General features: G+C 68.8%; 17 protein-coding genes and 3 pseudogenes. 9 read left to right on the top strand and 11 right to left on the bottom strand.

The window, feature by feature from the left end:
* Window positions 1-752 (top strand): FG-GAP and VCBS repeat-containing protein (locus BT364_RS42730; RefSeq protein ID WP_256259690.1); only part of this gene is annotated, 752 nt, incomplete at its 5' end.
* Window positions 753-1,618: 866 nt separating this feature from the next.
* Window positions 1,619-2,695, top strand: coding sequence for a hypothetical protein (locus tag BT364_RS10865; RefSeq protein ID WP_072484893.1), 1,077 nt, complete (start codon window positions 1,619-1,621; stop codon window positions 2,693-2,695).
* A gap of 237 nt (window positions 2,696-2,932) precedes the next feature.
* On the opposite strand, the gene BT364_RS10860 is transcribed toward BT364_RS10865, so the two are convergent.
* The gene (locus BT364_RS10860) at window positions 2,933-4,009 is read right to left on the bottom strand and encodes a M4 family metallopeptidase (protein ID WP_072484892.1); all 1,077 of its coding nucleotides are present in this window, start codon (window positions 4,007-4,009) and stop codon (window positions 2,933-2,935) included.
* Between the two features lie 1,136 nt (window positions 4,010-5,145).
* Window positions 5,146-5,565, bottom strand: coding sequence for a DUF6424 family protein (locus BT364_RS10850; protein ID WP_256259689.1), 420 nt, complete (start codon window positions 5,563-5,565; stop codon window positions 5,146-5,148).
* 145 nt (window positions 5,566-5,710) lie between these two features.
* Between BT364_RS10850 and BT364_RS10845 the strand changes: the two genes are divergently transcribed.
* Complete coding sequence (locus BT364_RS10845; protein WP_177328084.1) at window positions 5,711-7,021, top strand: hypothetical protein; 1,311 nt, start codon at window positions 5,711-5,713, stop codon at window positions 7,019-7,021.
* Here BT364_RS10845 and BT364_RS10840 read toward each other — a convergent pair.
* Together BT364_RS10840 and BT364_RS39985 are read right to left on the bottom strand one after the other, a co-directional pair.
* Window positions 7,005-8,762, bottom strand: coding sequence for an asparagine synthase-related protein (locus BT364_RS10840; protein WP_256259688.1), 1,758 nt, complete (start codon window positions 8,760-8,762; stop codon window positions 7,005-7,007). The two genes, BT364_RS10845 and BT364_RS10840, sit on opposite strands and share 17 nt — an antisense overlap.
* A gap of 61 nt (window positions 8,763-8,823) precedes the next feature.
* On the bottom strand, window positions 8,824-9,330 hold the full coding sequence (locus BT364_RS39985) for a lasso peptide biosynthesis B2 protein (RefSeq protein ID WP_256259687.1): 507 nt from the start codon (window positions 9,328-9,330) through the stop codon (window positions 8,824-8,826).
* A gap of 736 nt (window positions 9,331-10,066) precedes the next feature.
* Between BT364_RS39985 and BT364_RS42720 the strand changes: the two genes are divergently transcribed.
* Complete coding sequence (locus BT364_RS42720; protein WP_256259686.1) at window positions 10,067-10,501, top strand: hypothetical protein; 435 nt, start codon at window positions 10,067-10,069, stop codon at window positions 10,499-10,501.
* Here BT364_RS42720 and BT364_RS42715 read toward each other — a convergent pair.
* The 5 genes and pseudogenes from BT364_RS42715 to yczE all read right to left on the bottom strand — a co-directional run bounded on the left by BT364_RS42715 (window position 10,465) and on the right by yczE (window position 15,563).
* Window positions 10,465-11,466, bottom strand: a complete 1,002-nt coding sequence (locus BT364_RS42715) for a helix-turn-helix domain-containing protein (protein WP_256259685.1) — start codon at window positions 11,464-11,466, stop codon at window positions 10,465-10,467. The genes BT364_RS42720 and BT364_RS42715 overlap by 37 nt on opposite strands.
* A 402-nt stretch (window positions 11,467-11,868) precedes the next feature.
* Complete coding sequence (locus BT364_RS10815; RefSeq protein WP_072484890.1) at window positions 11,869-12,642, bottom strand: helix-turn-helix transcriptional regulator; 774 nt, start codon at window positions 12,640-12,642, stop codon at window positions 11,869-11,871.
* Between the two features lie 31 nt (window positions 12,643-12,673).
* Window positions 12,674-14,371, bottom strand: a complete 1,698-nt coding sequence (locus tag BT364_RS10810; protein WP_072484889.1) for an amidohydrolase — start codon at window positions 14,369-14,371, stop codon at window positions 12,674-12,676.
* 336 nt (window positions 14,372-14,707) lie between these two features.
* Window positions 14,708-14,926, bottom strand: a pseudogene (locus tag BT364_RS10805) (helix-turn-helix domain-containing protein); the annotation flags it as partial.
* Window positions 14,877-15,563, bottom strand: coding sequence for a membrane protein YczE (gene yczE / locus BT364_RS10800; RefSeq protein ID WP_072484888.1), 687 nt, complete (start codon window positions 15,561-15,563; stop codon window positions 14,877-14,879). The pseudogene BT364_RS10805 and the gene yczE, both read right to left, overlap by 50 nt.
* 130 nt (window positions 15,564-15,693) lie before the next feature.
* Here yczE and yczR point away from each other — a divergent pair, with 130 nt between their 5' ends.
* Together yczR and BT364_RS10790 are read left to right on the top strand one after the other, a co-directional pair.
* Window positions 15,694-17,085: a MocR-like transcription factor YczR gene (gene yczR, locus BT364_RS10795; RefSeq protein WP_072484887.1), complete on the top strand. Its 1,392-nt coding sequence runs from the start codon at window positions 15,694-15,696 to the stop codon at window positions 17,083-17,085.
* Between the two features lie 49 nt (window positions 17,086-17,134).
* Window positions 17,135-17,464: a thioredoxin family protein gene (locus BT364_RS10790; protein WP_072484886.1), complete on the top strand. Its 330-nt coding sequence runs from the start codon at window positions 17,135-17,137 to the stop codon at window positions 17,462-17,464.
* Window positions 17,465-17,599: 135 nt separating this feature from the next.
* On the opposite strand, the gene BT364_RS10785 is transcribed toward BT364_RS10790, so the two are convergent.
* Both BT364_RS10785 and BT364_RS10780 read right to left on the bottom strand, forming a co-directional pair.
* The gene (locus BT364_RS10785) at window positions 17,600-18,055 is read right to left on the bottom strand and encodes a PPOX class F420-dependent oxidoreductase (protein WP_072484885.1); all 456 of its coding nucleotides are present in this window, start codon (window positions 18,053-18,055) and stop codon (window positions 17,600-17,602) included.
* 389 nt (window positions 18,056-18,444) lie between these two features.
* Window positions 18,445-18,600: pseudogene (locus tag BT364_RS10780) on the bottom strand (response regulator transcription factor); the annotation flags it as partial.
* Between the two features lie 110 nt (window positions 18,601-18,710).
* On the opposite strand from BT364_RS10780, the pseudogene BT364_RS42710 reads away from it, so the two are divergent.
* The 3 genes and pseudogenes from BT364_RS42710 to BT364_RS40910 all read left to right on the top strand — a co-directional run.
* Window positions 18,711-18,935 (top strand): annotated as a pseudogene (locus tag BT364_RS42710) (IS3 family transposase); the annotation flags it as partial.
* A gap of 561 nt (window positions 18,936-19,496) precedes the next feature.
* Window positions 19,497-20,774 (top strand): ATP-binding protein, encoded by a 1,278-nt coding sequence (locus BT364_RS42705; protein WP_072484942.1) that lies wholly within the window; start codon window positions 19,497-19,499, stop codon window positions 20,772-20,774.
* A 32-nt stretch (window positions 20,775-20,806) separates the two neighbouring features.
* Window positions 20,807-21,040 (top strand): hypothetical protein, encoded by a 234-nt coding sequence (locus BT364_RS40910; protein WP_143166470.1) that lies wholly within the window; start codon window positions 20,807-20,809, stop codon window positions 21,038-21,040.
* Window positions 21,041-21,048 lie beyond the last annotated feature (8 nt).

The following is a 21,048-nucleotide window of genomic DNA, read 5'->3' as shown; positions in this document are numbered from 1 at the left end:
ACGGCAAGGACGATCTGGTGGTCACCTGGTCGCACGTGTTCGCGGACGGGATGCCGACCCCCCGCGCCACCGTCGTGTACCGCGGAGCGGCCAACGGCGTGCTGAAGAGGGGTCCGCGCCTCAAGGACGCGCGCGGCAAGGACATGTACGGCTCGACCACCCTCACCTCCGACGTGAACAAGGACGGCTTCGCCGATGTGATCATCAGCCTCACCTGCGAGATCATCGGCGACGAAGCCACGCCCGAGGGCGGCAGCCGGCTGATGGTCGCGTACGGCGGAAAGACCGGACAGAGCACCGGCCTGAAGCCCACGACGATCGACGAGAAGACACCGGGGCTGCCCGGCGAGCCGGTCTCCTCCCACTGCAACTTCGGGTACGCGCCGGCGACAGGTGACGTGAACGGCGACGGTTACGCCGATGTCGCGTTCAGCGCCCCGACAGTTTCTTGTCAGGGCCGGCAGCACGCTCCGCGGCCGCTCCACCGACCGGTCGGACCACCGCCGCGCTCCCTGTCGGTGCCCCGCGCGGCGAGCGGCCCGAAGGGTCAGGCTCCGGGCTGGATCGGGCCGATGACGGTCCCGGCGGTCACCTCGAACCGGCCTTCGGCGACCGAGGTGCCCGGGATCTCTCCATCCGGGGCCCTGAGGGTGAACGACGCCTCGTCCGCCGGGGTGGCGTGGCCGTTGTTGGGGACCTGGATGTCGAAGTGGACGGGTCGGCCCGGGCCGAAGATGACCACGGCTGTCTGATCGCCGTACTGTCCGGCCGTGATACCGAGCGGCGTGCCGTGGTGCGCGAAGGCCACCTCGGTCGGGGAGCCGGCCAGTCGGCACGCTGCGTATCCCTTCGGCGCGGTCAGGGCGACACGGAAGTGGACCTGCCCGGAACTGGCCTGATCCTGCCTGATCTTCGCGAGGTGGTTGGCGGGCCGACAGGCCGAGGGGGTGGCGACATCGGACGACGTCGCAGCCCGCGCGGTGCCCACGCTCGCGATGGCCGCCAAAGCGATGGCGACGACGGTGACGGACGTGCGGTTGGTGCGCATGCTCAGCTCTCCCTGCCTTGCCGACTGGACCCGCGGACCTTCCCCCCACGGAACCACAGGTCGGCGGGGTTCTTGCCCGACGCTCTTCGCGACAAGGTCACGAAACACCAAAGGGTGCGGTCCAGGCCGTGGATCTCGGCCTCGCTGGTCAGGTTTCCAGCTGCTTGGCGGCGGAGTCGGAGAAGGCGATCCTGGCGCGGCGCGGGTTGTGCCGTGGGGGCATCAGGCGACGGCCGGGCGCTGCGCGGCAAGCCGGGCGAGGCTGCGTACACGGCCCAGATCCGGGAGAGGGCCGACCAGTTCGCGGCCGTCCTGGAGGGCATCGCGGCCAACGGGCTGCCCTCGGTGGAGGACTGCACGCCGTGGGAGGAGCTGCGCGATGGGCGAGTTCGGCGAGCAGCGCGGCGCGTGCGAGTACCGGGGGCGACAGAAGACCGGCCGCAGTCTCCCGGGCGGCCGGGTCGCGGTAGTGCGCGGCCAGGGCGCGGGCAAGCCAGGCGTCAACGTCGGCCTGTGCGTGCACCCGCATCCGAATGAAGATTCCTTCGCCACCTCGAGCCGGAACCGCAGATGCCTTCCGAGACGTTCTGGGTGAACCTCAACCCGACCGAGCCGGACCGTATCGTCGACACGGACCTGGGCCGCACCGACGTGGGCCGCATCCTGCTCCAGGCCGACCTCCAGTTGAAGAAGACGACGGCCGCCCTGATACACCCGAAGACCGCGCTGGGCAAGAAGTTCTGGAACCGGATCGGCGGCAAGTGCATGTCGTTCCGCACCTGGATCGTGCCCGGTCAGGCTCGCGTCAACGAGCAGGACGACCAGCTCTACATCCTCGACGCGCCGCTGAAGGTGAAGATGGAGTCGCAGCACCTCTCCGGGCACGGCAGCGAGAGCGCCGCCTCCTGCACGGACCGCAGCGCCCCTGGCTCCGAGGAGCGCAACGAGAAGACGTTCCGGGACCTGATCCTGCCCGGCATCGAGCGGGCCGTGAACCACGCATCGCAGTATGCCGATCTGCGCCGCGTCTATCTCTCCAGGGTCGCCGCGGAGCGGTACCGCGAGCGCGACACCCAGGGCCCGTCCACGTACGGCGACCTCATCGACCGAGGTGACGTGAGCCGTTGGGAGACGCGGACCAAGTGGAAGCCGCGTGACACCTTCGACGCCTACGTGCATTCGTACAAGCACGGCGAGTTCAAGGTCACCGAACGCACCCGCAAGGGCAACTACATCTACACGCAGACCTACATCTACGGCGGCGTCGACCTCTCCCGGCTCCAGCTGCAGAAGGTCGCCCCCGCCGACGCCTTCCGCGACCGCTGGGCGGGCATGCAGCAGGACACCGCCCGGTCCGTTCAGGCGGCCCGCCCCGCCGCCAACGGCTCGCAGATCTGGATGGGCGGCAACAACTCGATTGCCGACAAAGGCAGTTCAGGGAACAAAGGCGACAGGGGCTCGGGCAACGGCTACGGCGGCGGGGGCAGCGACAAGGGCCAGAAATCCGCGCAGTCCGCCGGGGATTCGTCCGGCATCCTCGGAGGCCGGCTGGTACCGCTGCTGATGGGCGCCGGGCTGTTGTTCGTCGTGGTTCTGGTCCGCAGGCGGGCAGGACGGGTACGGCCGGGGTCAGGGCCGGGCAGGTGAGGTGAGGCGAGCGCGCCCCCGGCCGGGGGCGCGCCGCTCACGCCACTGTGGCCGACCCGCCCTCTGCCGAGGGTTCGGCGTTGGCCCGTTCCGTCACTGGGGCGAGTACCCGGCTCAGATCCTGAGGGAAGTCGTATTTGCTGGTCCTCGTCGGCGGGGATGAGCGCCCAGCCGTAGGTGCAGAAGCCCTTCGTGCCGATCACGCGGGCGCTCAGTTCTACCGGGACACTGGCGGACTCAGCCCGTGGGTACGCCGACCGCATCCCACGCCTCGAGTACCGCATCGCGCTCCTGCGGCCCGTAGGCGTCGGCGGCATCCGCGGTCAGCCGTGCGAAGGACGTGAAATCGGCGTCGCTGGCGAGCATGCCACTGGTGAGCACGTCGTACCAGATGCGGCCGGCGCCATCCCAGGCATGGGCGCCAAGCTGGGTGGCGGCGAGGTAGAAAGCGTGGTTGGGGATGCCCGAGTTGATGTGCACGCCGCCATTGTCGGCGAAGGTCTGCACAAAGTCGTTCATGTGGGCAGGCTGCGGATCCTTGCCGAGCTCATCGTCGTCGTACGCGGTGCCGGGCGCCTTCATCGAGCGCAGCGCGACGCCCTGTACTCCGGGGCGCAGCAGTTCCTCTCCGATCAGCCAGTTCGCTTCCTCGGTCGTCTCGCCCTTGGCGAACTGCTCGACCAGGGACCCGAACACGTCGGACAGGTGCTCGTTCAGAGCTCCGGACTGGCCCACGTATGCCAGGTTGGCGGTGTATTGGGTGACGCCATGGGTGAGCTCGTGGCCGATGACGTCGGGGGACTGAGTGAAGTCGCCGAAGATGCGCCCGTCCCCGTCGCCGAAGACCATCTGCTCGCCGTCCCAGAAGGCATTGTCGTAGTCCCGGCGGTAGTGAACGCTGGCGTCCAGCGGGAGGCCGGCCCCGTCGATGGACGAGCGGGACAGGGTCTGCAGATAGAAGTCGAAGGTGGCTCCAAGGCCGTCGTAGGCGTGATTGACCGAGGTGTCCGCTACGTCGGCCTCGCCCTCTCCGCGTATGCGTCTGCCGGGCAACTCCTGCCGGTGCTCGACGTCGCAGACGGTGCGGTCGGAGTGGTCGGGGCCGCGCGTCGGCGGGGCAGCGGTCGGGCCGATCTCGGCCGTCAGCCTGCGTTGGACGCGTTGTGCCGCGTCGAGCGCAAGGGTGCGACGGGCAGGCTCGTGCACGGCCGGGTCCTCAGCTCGGGCCAGCCGGTTGAGCAGATGCGGTGGCACGATCGCACACGGCGTCGTGGCCACGGACCTGAGCGAGAAGCCTCGGATGTCGTCGGTCATGGGATGTGCTCCGATCGGTGCGGTAGCGCACCTCATCCGCCTGACGCTCGCGCTTTTCGCGGGTGGTGGTACACGTGCCGACATTGGACTGAAGTGGTTGCCGAACAGCGTCACCGTCGTCTGTTCCGAGACCCGTATGTCCACCTCGAAGAAGTCCCGTGAAAACAGTGCTGCCGGTCCGTCAGATGCTGGTACGAGCCGTCGACAAGGGGGTCGACGGGATCAACTACCCGAAGAGCACGCACGTCCGCCTTGAGAGGCCGCGGCGCGAGGACGTCTTCATGTCGAAGGTGGCCAATTGCTGTGCCGAGCATGGAGCTCTCTCCCTGAAGGAGAAGACACTTCCGGTTTCAACGGGCGATCCAAACGCGCGCGTGCTATGGCATCAGTTTCCGCCCGTCACCCGAGGCCTGCAACTCAGCTTCCAGCGGCTCCGGCCGTGGCCCGTGACTACAGCCAGGTCTCACCGAGGGGGCGGCATTGGCCTCGGCCTGGAGCAGACGCAGGGGCCCAGTAGGTAGCCAGGGCGAGGTCGTCCGGGGACGCCGAGCCGTGCACCATCTGGTGTCGGACTATCTTCGTCCAGGCGAATTCAAGCAGGTAGCGCCGCTGTCGCGGTCGCCGAATACCCACTCGTATGCTGCAAGGCACGGACCGGATCCGACCGAGAACGTTCCCCGACGGCGGAACCAGCCACGCGGGCACTCACCGAGCCCCTCCACTTCAGTAAAACGCATCGACGAAGCAGCGGCCCTTCCCCCACCGGCGGTTGTGTCGTCCGTCCGGCTCATGCAGTACTACGGCCGCCTCCGACGCCCACCCGGCCCACTTCCCCTGCCCGGGGTGCACCCGGATATAGGTCGCGATGCTTCCGACAGCACTCTTGCCGCAGGCTGCCGGGCCAGGGAGGGCCTCCCCAGTTCCCGCCGTCACCGTCGAAACGTTCCATGCCCCACACGCCGGGAAGTCCCTCGCGGCAGCCATCCGGGATCCTCACCGCTTCCGTGGCCTTCGCCCTGCTTTCGGGGGCCCGGCTCTCCCTGTCCCCACCCTCACGGGCGGGCCTCCAACGATGCCGCAGGCTTCGCGTGACGCTACGGCGCTTCTTTGCTCCCCCTTCACAGGAAAGCCCGAGGCTAGCGGGGGCCTCGGGCTTTCCCACGCGCCCGGCCCGTAGCCAGGGGGCCGGCCGCGCTGCGTCGTCCGGGGTCGATCTGCTCGGCGAACGCTTGGAGCGCGGCGGAGCTGTTCGGCGGCAGGACCGCCATCAGCCCCTGCTCCTGTGCCTCGGCCACTGTCTCCGCCGCCCTGCTGCCCTCAAGGACGTGCACCAGGCGGACGTGTCCGTCTCCGGAACCCCGCCGGTCCACCGGAGCGACGGCGCCATGGGTACCGTCGGGCAGGGTCACCCACAGCTGCCCGGCTCGGGCCATGTCATCCTGCATCGAGGCCTGCTCAATCCCGCGGGTGGTCCAGGTCCAGTGCGCGAACATGCGGGGGTGCCGCTGGGGGCACCGGGCCGCCCGCCGGTCCTGCGGCGCCGTCGCGAAGTCCACCTGGCGAACCGCGGAGCCCAACCGGTGAACCGCGAGCCGCCGGGGCGTCCCACGTCCGGGGGCCCACTGGTGGCGACCCGGTGGATCACCTCGGACGATGGTGCTCGAACCCAGAGCACGACCGGCGTCCTCAGGAGGTGATCGCATGCGGGCTCAGCCCAGGCCGCACCCCGGCTCGCACCCGAGGGTGCGACGACCTTCGCTGAGGACCTGGCCGTCGCGGGTGGCCCTGGTGGTGATCCTGCTGATCCTCCTCATGACGACGCTAATGCTGGCCCGGTTCGGTCGCGAGGACTTCGTCCATGCTCTGACCTTCCCGGGCCGGGTCACCGGTGCCGTTCTTCTCGCGGTCGCGTTCACCACGCTGCTGGGCGCCGCCGCCGTCCTGGACCACTGGGTCCGGCACCGCTTCCCCTACTCCGGCCTGGTCGCGCTGATCGGCACGTTCGCGGCCTTCCTGACCAACGCCATGCTCCTGGTCGAGACGTGGAAGGACGGCGATTCCTCGGCCTACCCGGCCTTGTTCGGCGCGCTCGCGGCGGGTTCGGCATGGGCTTCCTTCGCGGTGTGGCGGACGTCGGTCGTGGTCCCCGCTCCCAAGAGGCTGGCCGTCGCGGTGATCGTTCCCTCGGTGGTCGCGGTCGCCAATTTCGGCTATCAGAACCTCTATCAGCCGTACCAGCGGGAAACCAGGCCGGTCATCACGTTGTCCATGGGGAAGGCGGTGCTGAGCAAGGACCGGAAGGCATTCGCCGTACCGGTCGACCTCACCCTCCAGAACCACGGTGACGTGGGTTTCTACGTGCTCCAAACCGAAGTCCACGCGATGGGGCAGCGGGTGCCGCTCAGCCCGAAGGACCGGCTGCGCCAGCAGTGGCGAGCCGATGCCGAGCAGTGGACCGGATCCTCGGAAGTGAACCCCCTCTCCCGCAGAGAGATCCACCAGCCCGGCGAGCTGGTGGAGGCACAACCGTGGATGCCTTATGGACAGTGGATCGAGTCGAGCGACACCTTCACCACACGTGTGGTGGTGCAACTGCCCATCGACACGCCGTACGACCAGGTCGCGTTCTATGCCACCGCGAGCCTCGCGCGCAAGGACCGGCTCGTGCTGCAGCCACCGCTGCAGTTCGTGGCGAAATCCTGGGGCCAGGGCAACGTCCCCGGATGGGTGAAGCAGCAACAGGAAAGTGGCCGCGACTCCCTCATCTATCGTGCCAGGGTGCACGAGAACAACGCGATCGACGAGTACACGAGGGATGCGCGTTTCGTAACCGTCTACTGGATGTTCGGCACGGACGGCGCGAAGGTGGCGACGTCCATTGCGCGCAAGGGAGAGGAGGACCGCGTCCCGACCCCGGCGGAACAACGCGAGCTGGTGAACCGGTACGGCCTCGTCGACCTCGTGACGGGCCCTTACGTGCGGACCCTGTGGGACATCAAGAGCCAGCGCTGACGGGCACCGCCGCGCCGAGCGGGCCGGAGCCCCGGCCCAGTCGCTCCAGCCAGGCCACCAGGGCGAGCGAGCTGTTCAGCCGGTCCCAGGAGTGCGCGTCCCCCATGCCGAGCTGCGCCTCCCGCACCGCCCGGCACAGCATCTCGACGTCGAACATCTCCGCGATCAGCGGATGCTGGGCGGAGCGGCACAGGGCGACGAGTTCGTCGCCGTGTGTCCGCAGGCCGCGCGCATAGAGGTCGTCGAAGGGGATCTTGACCGCCCTGCCGCTGATCGGGGCAGGGAGCAGGTCCGCCATGGCCTCGCGGAGAACGGCCTTCGGAAGGCCCGGCCGGAACGTGGCCGCGACGGGAAGGCGGCTCATCGTGGCGACGACCTCCGGGTCGAGGAAGGGGTTTGAGAGGAAGAACCCGTCCACTCGCGCGCGATGCCAGGACAGCGGGTCGGGAGCGGCGACGTAATTGGCCGCGTCGTACAGCGACTGTTCCGGCCTGCGCCCGAACACGAAGCGGCTCTCGGCGATACCGGCCTCCCGGTAGCCGTGCGCCCGTGCGAATCCGGAGCGCAGCCATCGGGGGCGATTGAAGGTGCCGAGGCCGCCGAGCACCGTCCCGCTGCGGACCAGTGCGGTGAACCGTTCGGCCACTAGCGGGAAAGCCGGCCGGACCACGTAGGCGTGGACGACGTCCCGCAGGCCCCGCTCGCTCCCCGCGGCCCAGGCACGTGCCTGCTGGGTCATCTGCCGCAGCTGGCCCGTACGGGCGAGCCTGTGCAGGTGGAACGGGTTGGCGTCGGCGATGGGATCGGCTCCGCAGCCGGTCAGGAGGGTGTCACAGCCAACTTCTGCGGCCTCGGAGTGGAGTCTGCCCCAGAACGGGGCGCGGAACGCGTGCGCATGAGGTTCGTCCACGTCTCCCGCGTGGTGCTCGAAGTCGTCGAAGTCGGCCACGTCGTCGGCATCGACGATCACCGGGCGCGCTGCGGCTGCGTGCCGGCGGATCTCCTCCATCGCGATGTCGAGGTACGGCTGCTCCGCGGCCAGCTCTCCGCGGGAGAAACGCCCGGCGAGCAGGACGAGGTTCCCGGGGCCGGCTCGGCTCTCGGCCAGCAGACGTGCGGCGAGCAGCGCGACGCTGGTGGAGTCGGTGCCGCCCGAGACATGGCATGCCGTCGTCGTGCCCATACGGCGTCCGACGGCGTTCTCAAGCGCCAGGCGCAGCTCCTGCGCGGCCTCACCGAGGTGGGGTCCGTCAGCCGTCGGCGCGGGCGGGGCGGTGGCCCGGCGGACGGGTCGCGGCGTACGACGGCGCAGCTGCCCGATGAGGGAAAGCTCCACCACCTCTCCGCCGAGCACGCGGTGCACCCCGGTGAACGGCGTGAGGTCCGTGTGCGGTTGCGCCATGTTCCCGGTGAGGTATCGGCAGAAGTATCGGGGATCCAACTCTGTGGCGTTCCCCAGGCTGCGGGCGGAGGTGCTCACGGCATTCACTCGGCCACCCGACGCCCGGAAGAACAGGGGGATGCGTGCCTGTTCGTCGCGGATCAGAAGGATGCGGTCGCGGCACACCAGAACGGCCGCGTAGTCGCCCACCGGCAGCGGCGGGTCGGCTCCGTTCCGGCCGAAGGCGTCGAGGAGGCCGTGCGCGCCCGCCGGCCGGTCGCGGGCCGAGCCGACCCAGCCGACGACGGCCGCGGTACCGGCCGGCGAGGAGACAGTCGTCACGAGTCCCTGACGCGTCATGGCGCCGGAGGTCCGGAACCTCGTTGTGCCGTCGGACCACTCAAGGCCGAGCGCATCCATGTCACTGTCCCCCGCAGTCGATCGAGAGCACCGGTGTGAAGGCGTGCCCTCGCGGATCGGCGTCCGGGATGCACACGCCGCCCGAGGCCGTCCAGGCGTGCAGGGCGAAGGGGTGTTCGCGGACACCGACGTGGAGTACGGCCTTCAGGCCGGACCGCCGCAGCAGGAGGAAGGCCGTCACGGCCTCGGACTTGCAGTCGCCGTTGACGAACCAATTGCTGCGGCTGTGGGTCTGTACCGCCCGTTTCAGGCGTCCGAGCTCCTGCGCGGAGGGGAGGTCGGCACGGGCGTAACCCGGAGCAGCCAAGGACAGCAGCCGGAGGACACGCCCGAATCCCAGGGTCCGAATGAGCAGGTGCACGCCACGCAGCCAGAGCCCGACGGCGCCGGAGTCCACGTGCTTCTTCCGGCGGCCCGTCGCGCATCCGGCCCTCACGAGAACGCTGACGAGCTCGGCGCGTTCCTCAGGGCTTCCCTCGGCGAACTTCTGGACGTCCGCTGCCGTCATCCCGAGAAAACGCGTCCGTCTCCAGTCGGCGATCAGCGCTCCATCGGACATCCGGCTGACACGGCAATGCGGTGACAGGATCCTTGCCATGGCTGCCAGGGCCTCGGTGTTCTCCGCCACCACATATCCTCCGAGGTTCCACGTGGACGGTGTCAGGACTGGTATCCGTGACCGTCGTAGAGTCCGCCGCTGAAACCCCGGATCAGACGGCCGTTGCCGAGAAGAACCAGCCGACGCGGCTTACGACGCCGCAGCAATCGGAGAAACATCGCCCACCTCCAGAGTCAGCCAGGACCGATCAACTCCAGGCTACGCCGCCACGATTGGCCCGCAACCGGGCTGCCGCTCGCTACGTGCGGTCCGCGATCGCGTGCCGTCGGCGAACGCGCCTGAAGGGCACTGGCCGGGAGTGGTGCCTCCGAGGGGCACCGGCGGTACGCAGCCGCCCGAGGACCTCGTCATCGAGGAGGCGTGAGGTGAAGCGCTGCGGCCGCAGCGCTTCACCGCCTCAGACGGGTTCCCCACATTGTCGTCGCCGTAGGGCTGGCTGTGGTCGGCCGTGGTTCTCCCTGCGGGGGTCCAGGCGATCCGCCCGTGCTGGAACATGTTGAATTCGTGATCACGTGAGTCCGTAGAGCGTGAGGATGCGGTGCCGGTCGGAGTGGGCGCGTCGGGCGGCGGCGCTGTTGGCCCAGCGACGGTGCCGGAGAGCGTGCCGAGGACCGGCTGCTCGCCCGTGACCGTCAGCCCGGCCCGGCGCCTCGACCACTTCCGCGAACCGGTCGGGGCGACCGCAAAGATGCCCCGACCGGCGCGGAGTTGGACAACTCGCTCACGGCGACTGGAGAAGACCCGAGCCGATGTCCCTGACGGGCTGTGCCAGCGGGAACGCACCGGACAACAGACTGGCCTTGAGATCGGCCGCGGAAGCGTTGGGGTTCGCCTGGGCGAGCATTGCGAGGACACGCGCGACGGACTCGCGGTCCGGGCGAAGACCGCGGGTCCGTCGAACATCGGCAACCTGCTCGCCGGGGAGGGCGTCCCGGCCACGGCCGGCTTCGGTGTGCCGTACGAAGGGCTGCACGCCATCGACGAACGCGCCCACCTGGCCGAGTTGCCGCAGGTCTACATCGTCTACCAGCGGGCCGTCCTCGGTCTCTTCGGAGGCTGACGTCCCAAACGCGCCCCGGCTTCCCCCAGATCCACTCCCAGCAAGTACCCAACTCCGTCTCTGGGAACAGAGCGCAGAGCGCGATGCCTTGGCTGGTGCTTCCCCTCAGGGCCTGGAGCACAGCGGCAAACTCGGACGGCTCCTGCCCGCCGCGCTGCACGACCCGCTGACGGCGGCGGCGCGAGGCGCGGGCCGGGCACTGGCCCCGCCCCGGCCGGTGTCGGCTCGGGTTCGACGGGCAAACTCAGGAGCCTGCGGGCCATGGACGCTGCGGCCGATACCGCGGTCAGCTCCTCGGCCACCTCTGGGCCGACCCCGGCGAGTGCGTCGGCCTGGGTCTCGATCGCGGCGAGGGCACAGTCCGCGAGCAGGCACGTGCTGAGACCGACGGCGATGCGCAGGTTGCCGACCACCGCGCGCGCCTTTCGCTTCCAGTCCGCGTACAGCTCCTGACAGTGCGGGTCCAGGAACAGCATCCGGCTCATGTTCAGGCGTCGTGCCGGGGCATCCGGGCCAAGGAAGTCCAGGTGACCTGCTAACAGGGCGTGCCCGAGAGTGTTCCGGGCCAGCACGTCCGTACGGCGGCCGAGCACTATCGCCGGGACGCCGTCGACGGCGCGGAGGAGGTCGCGTGTTTCGTCGGCGAGCTTCCCGGGCCGCGGGCGGCGCAGCCGGGGCGCGTGGCGGGCGGCGCCGGCGAGCCGGTCGAGGTGCTCGCGCTCGTGGTCGTCGAGCAGGAGAGCCCGGGCGATCGCGTCGAGCACCTCGGCCGAGGCCCCGCGGGACTGGCCCTGTTCCAGCCGTGCGTAGTACGAGACGCTGACGCCCGCCAGCTGGACCAGTTCCTCACGCCGGAGCCCGGCCACCCGCCTTCGGGGTCCGAGGTCGCGCAGGCCGACGTCCTCGGGGCGCAGCCGCGCCCGTCGGGCTTGGAGGAAGGCGCCGAGCGGGCCGGGTCCGTTCATCACCCCAGTATTCGGTGCGCGGCCCGATCCCAACCACACCCTGTGGGGGGGGTGGGACAACCCGGGAGTGGTGCGTACCCGCCCGCGTGTCCAGGCTCGGTCTCATTCGGCGGCGACGTACCCAGACTCGAGGACGGACCACATGGATCAGAAAGCGGAGCAGATCACTCTTGGCGACGTCACCGTCAGCCGTGTCAAAGAGTTTTCCGGCTCGTCGGAGATGTCCCCGGGCCAGTTCTTCCCGGACAGCCCCCACGGCTCGTGGGACGAGCACCGCGACTGGCTGGCACCCGACTTCTGGAACCCGCAGACGGACGAGTGTCATACGGCGATCCAGAGGCGAAACGGAGTGCCCCCAGGGACACGCCCACGGTCCAAGCGTTTTGCGCTGCGGGGCTCGCGTCAGCGAGAGGGCCCGATTCCCCAGGCGGCGGCTCGGGCGGCGGCGGCCGCGCGGTTGGGGAGGTCGAGCTTGGCGAGGATGTGCTCGATGTGGGTCCCTACGGTACGCGGCGTGATGTGCAGCCGCTCGGCGATCTCCCGGTTGGTACGGCCGACAGTCAGTTCGGCCAGCACCTGGAGCTCCCGTGGCGAGAGTCCGCCAGGCCGCCGCGCGTCCACGGCGGGTTCGGCTACGGCGATGTCTTCGGGCGACGGGCCCGCACAGGGGCCGACGGCCGCGGCGAGGGCCTCGGTGAGCAGGGTGACCACGGCGCGCGCCGGATCGGGCGTGCGCCGCGGCCTGCGGGTGCTGACGTTCAGCATGCCGACGTACCGGCCGTCGGCGGCGAAAAGGCACTGGGCCACGCCGTCCTCGATGCCGAGCGGACGCAACACCTCCTGGAAGCCCGGGGATGCAGCCAGGAGGTGCCAGGGAGCGTCTCTGAGCCAGAGACCGCCCCGGGCCGGGCTGCGGAGCACGGGGAACATCGGATCGTGATGGAGACGGGCCTCGATGTAGGCCGTGGCATCGTCCGGGTAGCTCCCGGCCAGGGTGGTGTGGCGCCGGCGCAGTGGGTCCCACCGGGTCAGGGAAGCGTGGTCGTACTCCATCACCTCTGACAGCGCCGCCAGGACCATGTCGACGCCGGTCACACCACTCGTGGCGCTCCTGGCGGCCTCCCGGACGTGGACGGCCGCGTCCAGGATGTCCGCCGTACTCCGCTCCGCTGTCATCACCCAAGGATGATCACACGCCCGGAATACGTCAATCGCGAAGGGTGTCGTGCACTACCTGCCCGTCCATGACTGTGAGGACGACGGGCATCTCCGGGATGTCGTGGGGGTCGGCGGTGAGCAGGTCTCCGTCGAGCACACAGAGATCGGCGACCTTGCCCGGCTCCAGTGAGCCCTTCCAGTCGTCGGCGAAGTCCTGCCAGGCCGCGTCGATCGTGTACGTACGGATCGCCTCGGCCAGGCCGATGCGCTGCTCGGGGCCGCTGACCCGGCCGGCGGCCTTCGACTCGCGCAGCAGCATGGTGGCGACGCCCTGGCGCCAGTCCGGGTACGTGACGGGGGCGTCGGACCCGCTCGCGACCCGCACGCCGGCGTCGATGGCATCACGGTAGGGCCATGCGTACGCGGCCCGTCCGGCGCCGACGAACTCCTCCTCCATGTCGGCGACGGTCCACTTGATGGTGGGGTTCATGTTGACGCCGAAACCATGTGCGGCCAGCACCTTCATGCTGTGTGCGGTGAGGAAGTCTCCGTGGATGACGTAGTGGCGAGCGTCGGGCCGCGGGTGCTCGGCCATGGCCGCGGCGAAGGCGTCCGCGACGGTGTCGATGGCCCGGTCGCCAGTGACGTGGACGCCCAGCTGGTGCCCGGCGGCGTGGGCATACCGGATCATGGCGTCGATCTCGGCGCTCCGCTCGGCATCGGTCTCGCCGCCGACGCACAGGGATCCGCAGCCACCGCCGACGTACGGCTCGTGCATCCAGGCCGTCTTGTTGGGGACGATGCCGTCGGCGAAGATCTTGACCCCGAGGATCGCGAGGCGGCGCGGATCGGCATCCCCAGAATCGCCGAGGGCAATGAGGGTGCGGGTGAACTCCTCGGCGGTGCTCGCCATGCCGGTGGGCAGGAGCAGGACGCCGAGGCGAGCGGTCAGTTCGCCGTCGGCCAGCAGCCGACGGTAGACATCGAGGGTCTCCGCACCGAGCGCGCCCCGCATGATCCCGTCGCCGCCGGGGCCGAGCCCGGGCTCGGTGTAGCTGGTCACGCCGAGGCGGGCAAGCGTGGCGAGGGTCGACCTGATCGCGGCGGTCCGCTCCTGTCGGCTGAGCGACGGCAACGCGTTCTGGACGAGGGCCTGGGCCCCCTCGTGGAGCAGCCCGGTCGGCTCCCCCGCTTCGTCCACGACGATGGCCCCGCCGGGCGGTGCGACGGTGTGCCGGTCGATCCCTATGAGCTCCAGTGCCTTGGAGTTGACCCAGGTGGCGTGCCCGGAGAAGGAGTACAGGACGACGGGGTGGTCCGGGCTCACGGCGTCGAGATCGCGCCGAGAGGGCAGCCGCGAAGGGTCGGAGACGCACTCGTCGAGGTAACCGGGGTCCCAGCCGTGCCCCGTGATCCACTGGCCACCCGGAACCCGCCCGACGGCCTCGTGCACCACCTCGGCCACGTCCGCGAGGCAGGACACGGCGGGATGGCCGAGGTCGAGGGAGAGCGGAGGCGTCGCCATGCCGAAGGCGCATCCGTGCAGATGGGAATCGTTGATACCGGGAAGCAGCGTCGCCCCACGCAGGTCGACAACGCGGGTGCCGGGTCCGACGAGCGGCGCGACATCGTCCCGCCCACCGACGGCACTGATGACCCCACCGGTCACCGCCAGGGCCGAGGCGACGGAAAACTCGGCATCGACCGTGACCACCTGCCCACCGAGAAACACCAGATCCGCATACATGTCCACAGAAGTGCCCTTTCGAAGATCGGGTGCACCACGGCCACCCGCGAACGATCTCCCAAGGACTATGGCAACGCCCTTACCCCCCGCACATCGGTCATCCCACCGATACGCACTCTCGTAAATGGCAGGCTGACGCCTCGTGCACCGGATCGCGTCGGGTTTCGGGAGGGCATGGGGTGCACGAGACCCCCATTACCGCTTTGGTGGCTCCGCATTGGGGCGCCCGGCTTCCGGAGTCGGCATGACTTTCTCCCTGCCGATTGCACGTCTTGGGGGGTGTCACCGGCTCCGGAGGCATCCTGCTGCATCCGTCGGGCCCGCCACCGCCCGGTGGGCTGTCGGTTGGCGGGGAAGGGCGAAGGACCGGTCGCGCAGGCCGAGTTCACCGTAGCGGCGGAACCGGTTTACCCACTTCGACGCGCACGCTCATGAGATCCCCGTCTCCGCGGCCACGTGGGCGATCGGGCGGGACTTACAGCGTTCGACAAGGCGGCGTCGGCCTTCAGCAGACAGCGGGGCGTTGCGGTGAAGCGACGGTCTCTTCACGGTCATCGGATGTGCCTGTGGATACAGAAACGGCAGGAAGGCGAACCGCTACCAGCGGCAGGAAGCAGCCGACGAGGGGCCCCATGCACAGTGCGATCAGCACAGTGCCGAACCCGACGGTTCCACCCAGAAGCCAGCCGGCGCAGGCAACAGCGACTTCGATACCGGTGCGCACAAGGGCGACAGGTAGGTGGGTGAGCCGAACGAGTCCGGTCATGATGCCGTCGCGTGGTCCCGACCCGAACTGCGCGCCGAGGTAGAGCGCGTCAAAGAAGGCCAGAGCGACGAGGCCGAGGGCGAGATATCCGATCTCGGCGAGTGGCCCCTGCGGGTTGGGGAGCACAGTCGCGGTGGCATCTGCGGCGAAGCCGACGATCGCGACATTGAGGAGCGTGCCAAGCCCGGGCAGTTCTCGCAGGGGGATCCATGCAATAAGCACAAGCAGCGAGATCAGGTTTGTCGCCCAGCCGAACGAGATATCAAGAGATCTGGCGGTGCCTTCTGTGAGCACGTTCCAGCTGGCGGCGCCAAGCCCGGACTTGACGAGCAGCATGACGGCCGCCCCGTATCCCATCAAGCCGAGCAGGAGCTGGGGGATCCGACGTGCCTTTCGGGCCGCCCGAACCTGGGCGAATGCGTTCATGCGCGGTATCACGGGTGGGTCGTGATGAGCCGGGACGGAGGTGTGTGCCGTGGAAGCGGGAGGTGTCATATGGCGAGTCTCTCGGCCATCTGGACCTGGATTCCATAGCCAGATTGACTATGCTGGTCTGGTGAAAATCAGCTCGCACGTGGTAGCACGGATGTTGGGGACCTGGCAGGAGGGGCCGGGGCCAGCGCATCAACGTCTCTCCGACAGGCTGCGTCTGCTCATCCTGGATGGACGCCTCTCCCTCGGTGCAGCCCTGCCGAGCGAGCGTGACCTGGCTATCGCGCTCAGCACCAGCAGAACCACCGTCGGAACCGCATTTCGCACGCTGGTCGAGCACGGATACCTCGCCACACAGGCGCGTACCAGGGCGACGGTACGGCTGCCTGATGACACCACGTCCGAGCACCCGGTTGGCACGGACGCAGAAACCATCGACCTTTCCTTTGCCGCCCCGGCTGCGCCCGTAAAAATCCTTCACGCTGCGTTCGCGACCGCTCTCGAACAGCTACCACGACATTTCGAGCGGCACGGCTACGATCGATACGGCACCGCGGAGCTGCGCGAAGCAGTTGCCCACTGGTATCAGCGGCGAGGACTGCCCACCCGACCCGACCACATCCTGATCACCAACGGCGCACAGCACGCGCTCGCTCTTCTGACGCGAATACTCCTGTCGCCACGCGACAAAGTCCTCATCGACCATCCGACCTACCCACACGCGATCACGACATTCACTCAAGCGCGCGCCCGACTTCTGCCCGTAGCCGTGACGACTTCCGGCTGGGACACCGAGCAACTCCAAGCAGCAGGACAAGCCGCGAACCTGGCCTACCTGATACCTGACTTTCACAACCCGACCGGGATGTGCATGCCCACGAGCGTGCGCCAACAGCTCAGGCTCGCGTGTCCCACGGTCGTCGACGAGACCATGGCCGATCTGGCTCTGGACGTTCCGAGCCCCGAACCCCTCGCGCTGCACATGCCAGCAGCCATCAGCATCGGCTCTGTGTCCAAGAGTGTCTGGGGCGGCCTACGCATAGGCTGGATTCGCGCGCTTCCCCCTCTCCTGGAACGCGTCGAAAAGGCCCGTCCCACGACAGACCTCGGCACACCCGTCGTCGAACAACTCGCCACAGCCGTCCTCCTGAACGAGCACCAAACCCAGCGGCCGGACACACTCCAGCAACTCAGGTCACAACGTGACACCCTGCGGCAAGCACTCACCGAGCACCTACCGAACGTCCATGCCCTGCAACCAGCCGGCGGTGTGACGCTGTGGGCAACCTTCCCCGGGCCCGTCAGCTCACGGCTGGCAGCCATGGCGCCTGACCACGGAGTGACCATCGCGGCCGGACCACGATTCGGGGTCGGGGGTGCGTTCGAACGCAACGTCCGACTACCGTACACGCTCCCTCCGAGTCAACTGACCCACGCAATCTGCAGACTCGCGCAGGCAGAACAGGCACTCGGACAAGGCGCTACCGGAACTCACGCCCCCGCACCCATCGCATGAGCGTCAACCGTCATGACCGAGTACAGCTAGGAGCTGGGAGGATGGCGCTATGCGGATCACGGTGCTGACCGTTCCGGGCTGCCCCAACGGCCCGGTCGTGCAGGAGCGGATCATCGCCGCGCTGGCCGGGCGGCAGGCCGAGGTGGAGCTGATCGAGGTGTCCGATCAGGAGGAGGCCGAGCGCGTGGGGATGGCCGGCTCGCCGACCGTTCTGGTAGACGGTCTCGATCCGTTCGCGCAGGCAGGAGCGGCGCCGAGCGTGTCGTGCCGGATCTACCGGGAGGCCGAGGGCAAGACGGACGGGGCGCCGAGCGTGAAGGCTCTGGGCGAGGCCCTGGCCGCGGCGGGGCTGACCGGGGCGACGGACGAGGACCGCTGAGGATTGGATGCCTTCGGGAGATGGACGTGCCGTGGTCATGAAGCACTGCTCCGCCGAGTTCAAGGCGGATGCGGTCGCGTTGTACGAGTCGCGGCCGGAAGCGACGATCAAGCAGGTTGCCGCGGGCTCTGGGGATCAACGCGGAGACGCTGCGGAACTGGATCCGGGCGGCCGGAACCGCTCCACCCCGACGATGTGCCGCACCTTGACGGGGCGCACGATGACCGCGACCCGCTGTTCCCCCGGCATGGTCCACTCGAAGCGCTCGATGCCCAGGTACTTGCGGGCCAGTCGGTCCATTCGGTCGTGTGCCTCCTCGCCCTCGATGAAGCGGGCCACCACACCACTGATCTGTACTCGGTCGAAGGGGTCGGTGACGTCCGCGTGTGAGAGGTAGACGCGGGGGTCGCGGCGCAAGTTTTCCTCCTTCACCCGACCCGCCGAAGTGTTGAACGTCAGCTCCCCTTCCCCCTCCAGATCCACCCACATCGGGCTGACCTGCGGCGCTCCGTCGGCGAACACGGTGCCGACGTACCAGATGTTGGGGGCTTGCAGTCGGGCGCGGACGGCTTCATCGAAAGACGCAGTCATCCCGGGAGGCTACCAACCAGGGTGGACTGGAAAGTTCGGGAGAACCGTGGAATCCGTCAGGTGAAGCCGATGCCGAGAAGCCGTCCTCTGCGCTCCTGCCCCTGGTGGCCGAGACATCGCAGCGGCGCTCGTACTGCGCCGGGTCGAGTCCGCCGACTGATGCCCGGCCCCGCCAAGTCCCGTGCTCACTCGTGCTTCGGCCAGGCCTGGAGCAGGTAGTGCTCCGCGATCGGCTCGTCCTCATCCTGCACGCCGTCGGGGTTGATGTCCCGGCCCCGGGCGTGCAGGCGCAGTCGGTAGGCGCCGGGCCCTGCGTGAGCGAGGTTGGTCTCGTAGGGCTCCCGCGGGACACCAGCTCAACTACCGCCCTCTGGGTGGCCTTCGGTTGCTCAGGGGGTGAGTCCGGCGTCGCGGGCCACGAGTGCGGCTTGGACGCGGTTGGTGACTTCGAGGGTGGTCAGAATGCGGCTGACATGGGCTTTGACGGTGCTTTCACGCATGGTGAGGCGAGTGGCGATGTCGGCGTTGGTGGCGCCTTGGGCGATCCTGAAAAAGCGACCGCCTTCTTCGCGAAGGAGAGCGACCGGTGAGCAATATATGCCGGTTCATCCACGCGGAGAAGGCGCACTACCCTGTCACACTGCTGTGCAAGGCGATGAAGACGGCCCGCTCCACGTACTACGCGTGGGTGGCAGGACGGGAAGCCCGCGCAGCGCGGCGGCGGGCGGATGAGGCCCTGGCCCACGAGATCACGGTGATCCACCTCGCGTCCCGGCGGAACTACGGCGTCCCGCGCGTCACCGCCGAACTGCGCCGGCAGGGCCGGCCGGTCAACCGCAAGCGGGTGGAGCGGGTCATGCCGGGGCACGGCATCGCCGGGCACAGCCGGCGCACCCGACACCGCGGCCTGACCAAGGCCGACACCAAGGCTGCCACGTCACCGGATCTGATCGGCCGGGACTTCACCGCCACCCGCCCCGGCACGGAGATCGTCGGGGACATCGCCTACATCCCTACCGCCGAGGGCCGGCCCTACCTCGCCTCGTGGCTGGACCTGGCCCCACGAGACACGCCTGCGCCACCAACAGAACCAGGCCCTCGCGGCGTGACGACGACGCGTCCGAGACCACGGGGAAACTTCATCACTGGCCTCCCCCTCACCGGCGCACTGGCTGGATGGACAGCTGGCCAACCGGCAACGGGGGCGGCCCCTGGTCACCGCCCACCGCGGACGCCTGTAAAGCACCCGGTCACCCTGGAGGCAAGTGTGGTCCGCAGCCTTGATGACGCTTACCGCCAGGAGGCAAATGCCCGCCCGGTCGACGGGCATCTGGTCGGCGCGGAGAATAGGCGGAGAACAGTAGGAGCGGAGCGGCCGCTGGACGGCCCGCGGCCAGGGCGTCGGCAAGGCGGTGGCGACCCTGCCGACAAGGTGGCGATGATGCCGACGTGGCGATTGCGGGACTTCCATGACGACGATCTGGACCATGTAGTCCAGATATGGGATCAGGACCGGCAGGCCGACGACATGCCTCCCGTGTTCCCCGTCTCTGAGGCCATGGCCGCAGCCCGGACCGGGACCGCAGTGGTTGCGGTGGTCGGCGAGGACCTGGTGGGCATGGCAGTGGCACAGGCCCAGGGCGAGCGGGCCTGGATCACGCTGGTGGCCCTCGCAAGGATGTGGCGTAACCGCGGAATCGGGAGCGCCCTGATCGCGGAAATCGAGAGGCGTCTACGCATACAGGGAGTACGCCGGATCGGTGCGCTGCTCGCCCCAGGGACCACCGGAACCACGGCGCTGGAGAACTCCGGTTACCGCACTCGCGACGGGTTGATCTTCTACGAGAAGGTCGAGCATCTCGGCGCGAGCGATGCGGGCCTGCTCGCCGAGCTCGGCGGGAGGGTGCTGCCGCAGGGGCTCTGGGGTGCCCTCGCGGGCATGGAACGAGAGAAAGAAGCCATTGAGCGGCGGATCGTGCTGCCGCTGGCCGAGCCCGTACTGGCCGATCGGTACGGGGTGACGCCACCGAAAGCCGTCATCCTTTTCGGCCCGCCGGGTACCGGAAAGACCAGTTTCGCCAAGGCCGTCGCTTCCCGGCTGGCCTGGCCGTTCGTGGAACTCTTTCCCTCCCGGCTCACGGAGGGTGCCGCTGGCGGCCTGGCCGCCTCTCTGCGGGACACGTTCGCCGATCTGGCGGTGCTTGAATCCGTTCTGCTGTTCATCGATGAGGTCGAGGAGATCGCCGGCGTCCGGTCCGGTCAGGCCGTCGATCCCGGCCACGGAGTCACCAACGAACTGCTCAAGCTGATCCCGGGTTTCCGCGACCAGGACGACCGCCTGCTGATCTGCGCGACCAACTCCGTCCGTTCCCTCGATCCGGCGTTTCTGCGCCCTGGCCGGTTCGACTACGTCATTCCGGTCGGTCCTCCCGATCCGAAGGCCCGGGCGGCAATCTGGCAGCGCTACCTCAGCCCAGCCGCCGACGACATCGAGCTGCATCGACTGGTGCTGGCCAGTGAGATGTTCACACCTGCCGACATCGAGTTCGCCGCCCGCAAAGGCTCCCACGCTGCATTCGAACGCGAAGTCACTGACCGCAAAGGCGCGCCGGCCAGCACCGAGGACTACCTCGCTGCCATCGCCGACACCCGTCCCACACTCACCGACCAGGCTCTCACCAAGTTCAGAGAAGACATCGAGCACTACGCGCGCATGTGATGTCGGGTGTTCCAGCCGGGGCCAGCGGAGGCGTGACGACACAGTCAGACATGACCGGGCACGACGACTGCGGAACGGTGCGATCACTACTCGGCTACTACAGGTACCGCGAGCGCAGCTACTTCCTCCAGGAGACAGCCGACTCCATCGAGGAGGAAGCGAACCTCCGGGCTGGGCGTGGGCGCAGGCCCTTGCCCTGTTCACCCGGCGCGTCGAAAGAACTGCGCCATGAGCAGCGACGCCCCCAGCAGCAATTGGAGGCGTGAGGTCCAGG

The organism is Streptomyces atratus, from assembly GCF_900119365.1.
Taxonomy (GTDB): Bacteria; Actinomycetota; Actinomycetes; order Streptomycetales; family Streptomycetaceae; genus Streptomyces; species Streptomyces atratus_B.
Note: the sequence above shows the minus strand (reverse complement) of the source record. Positions and strands in the feature narration are given on the sequence as shown.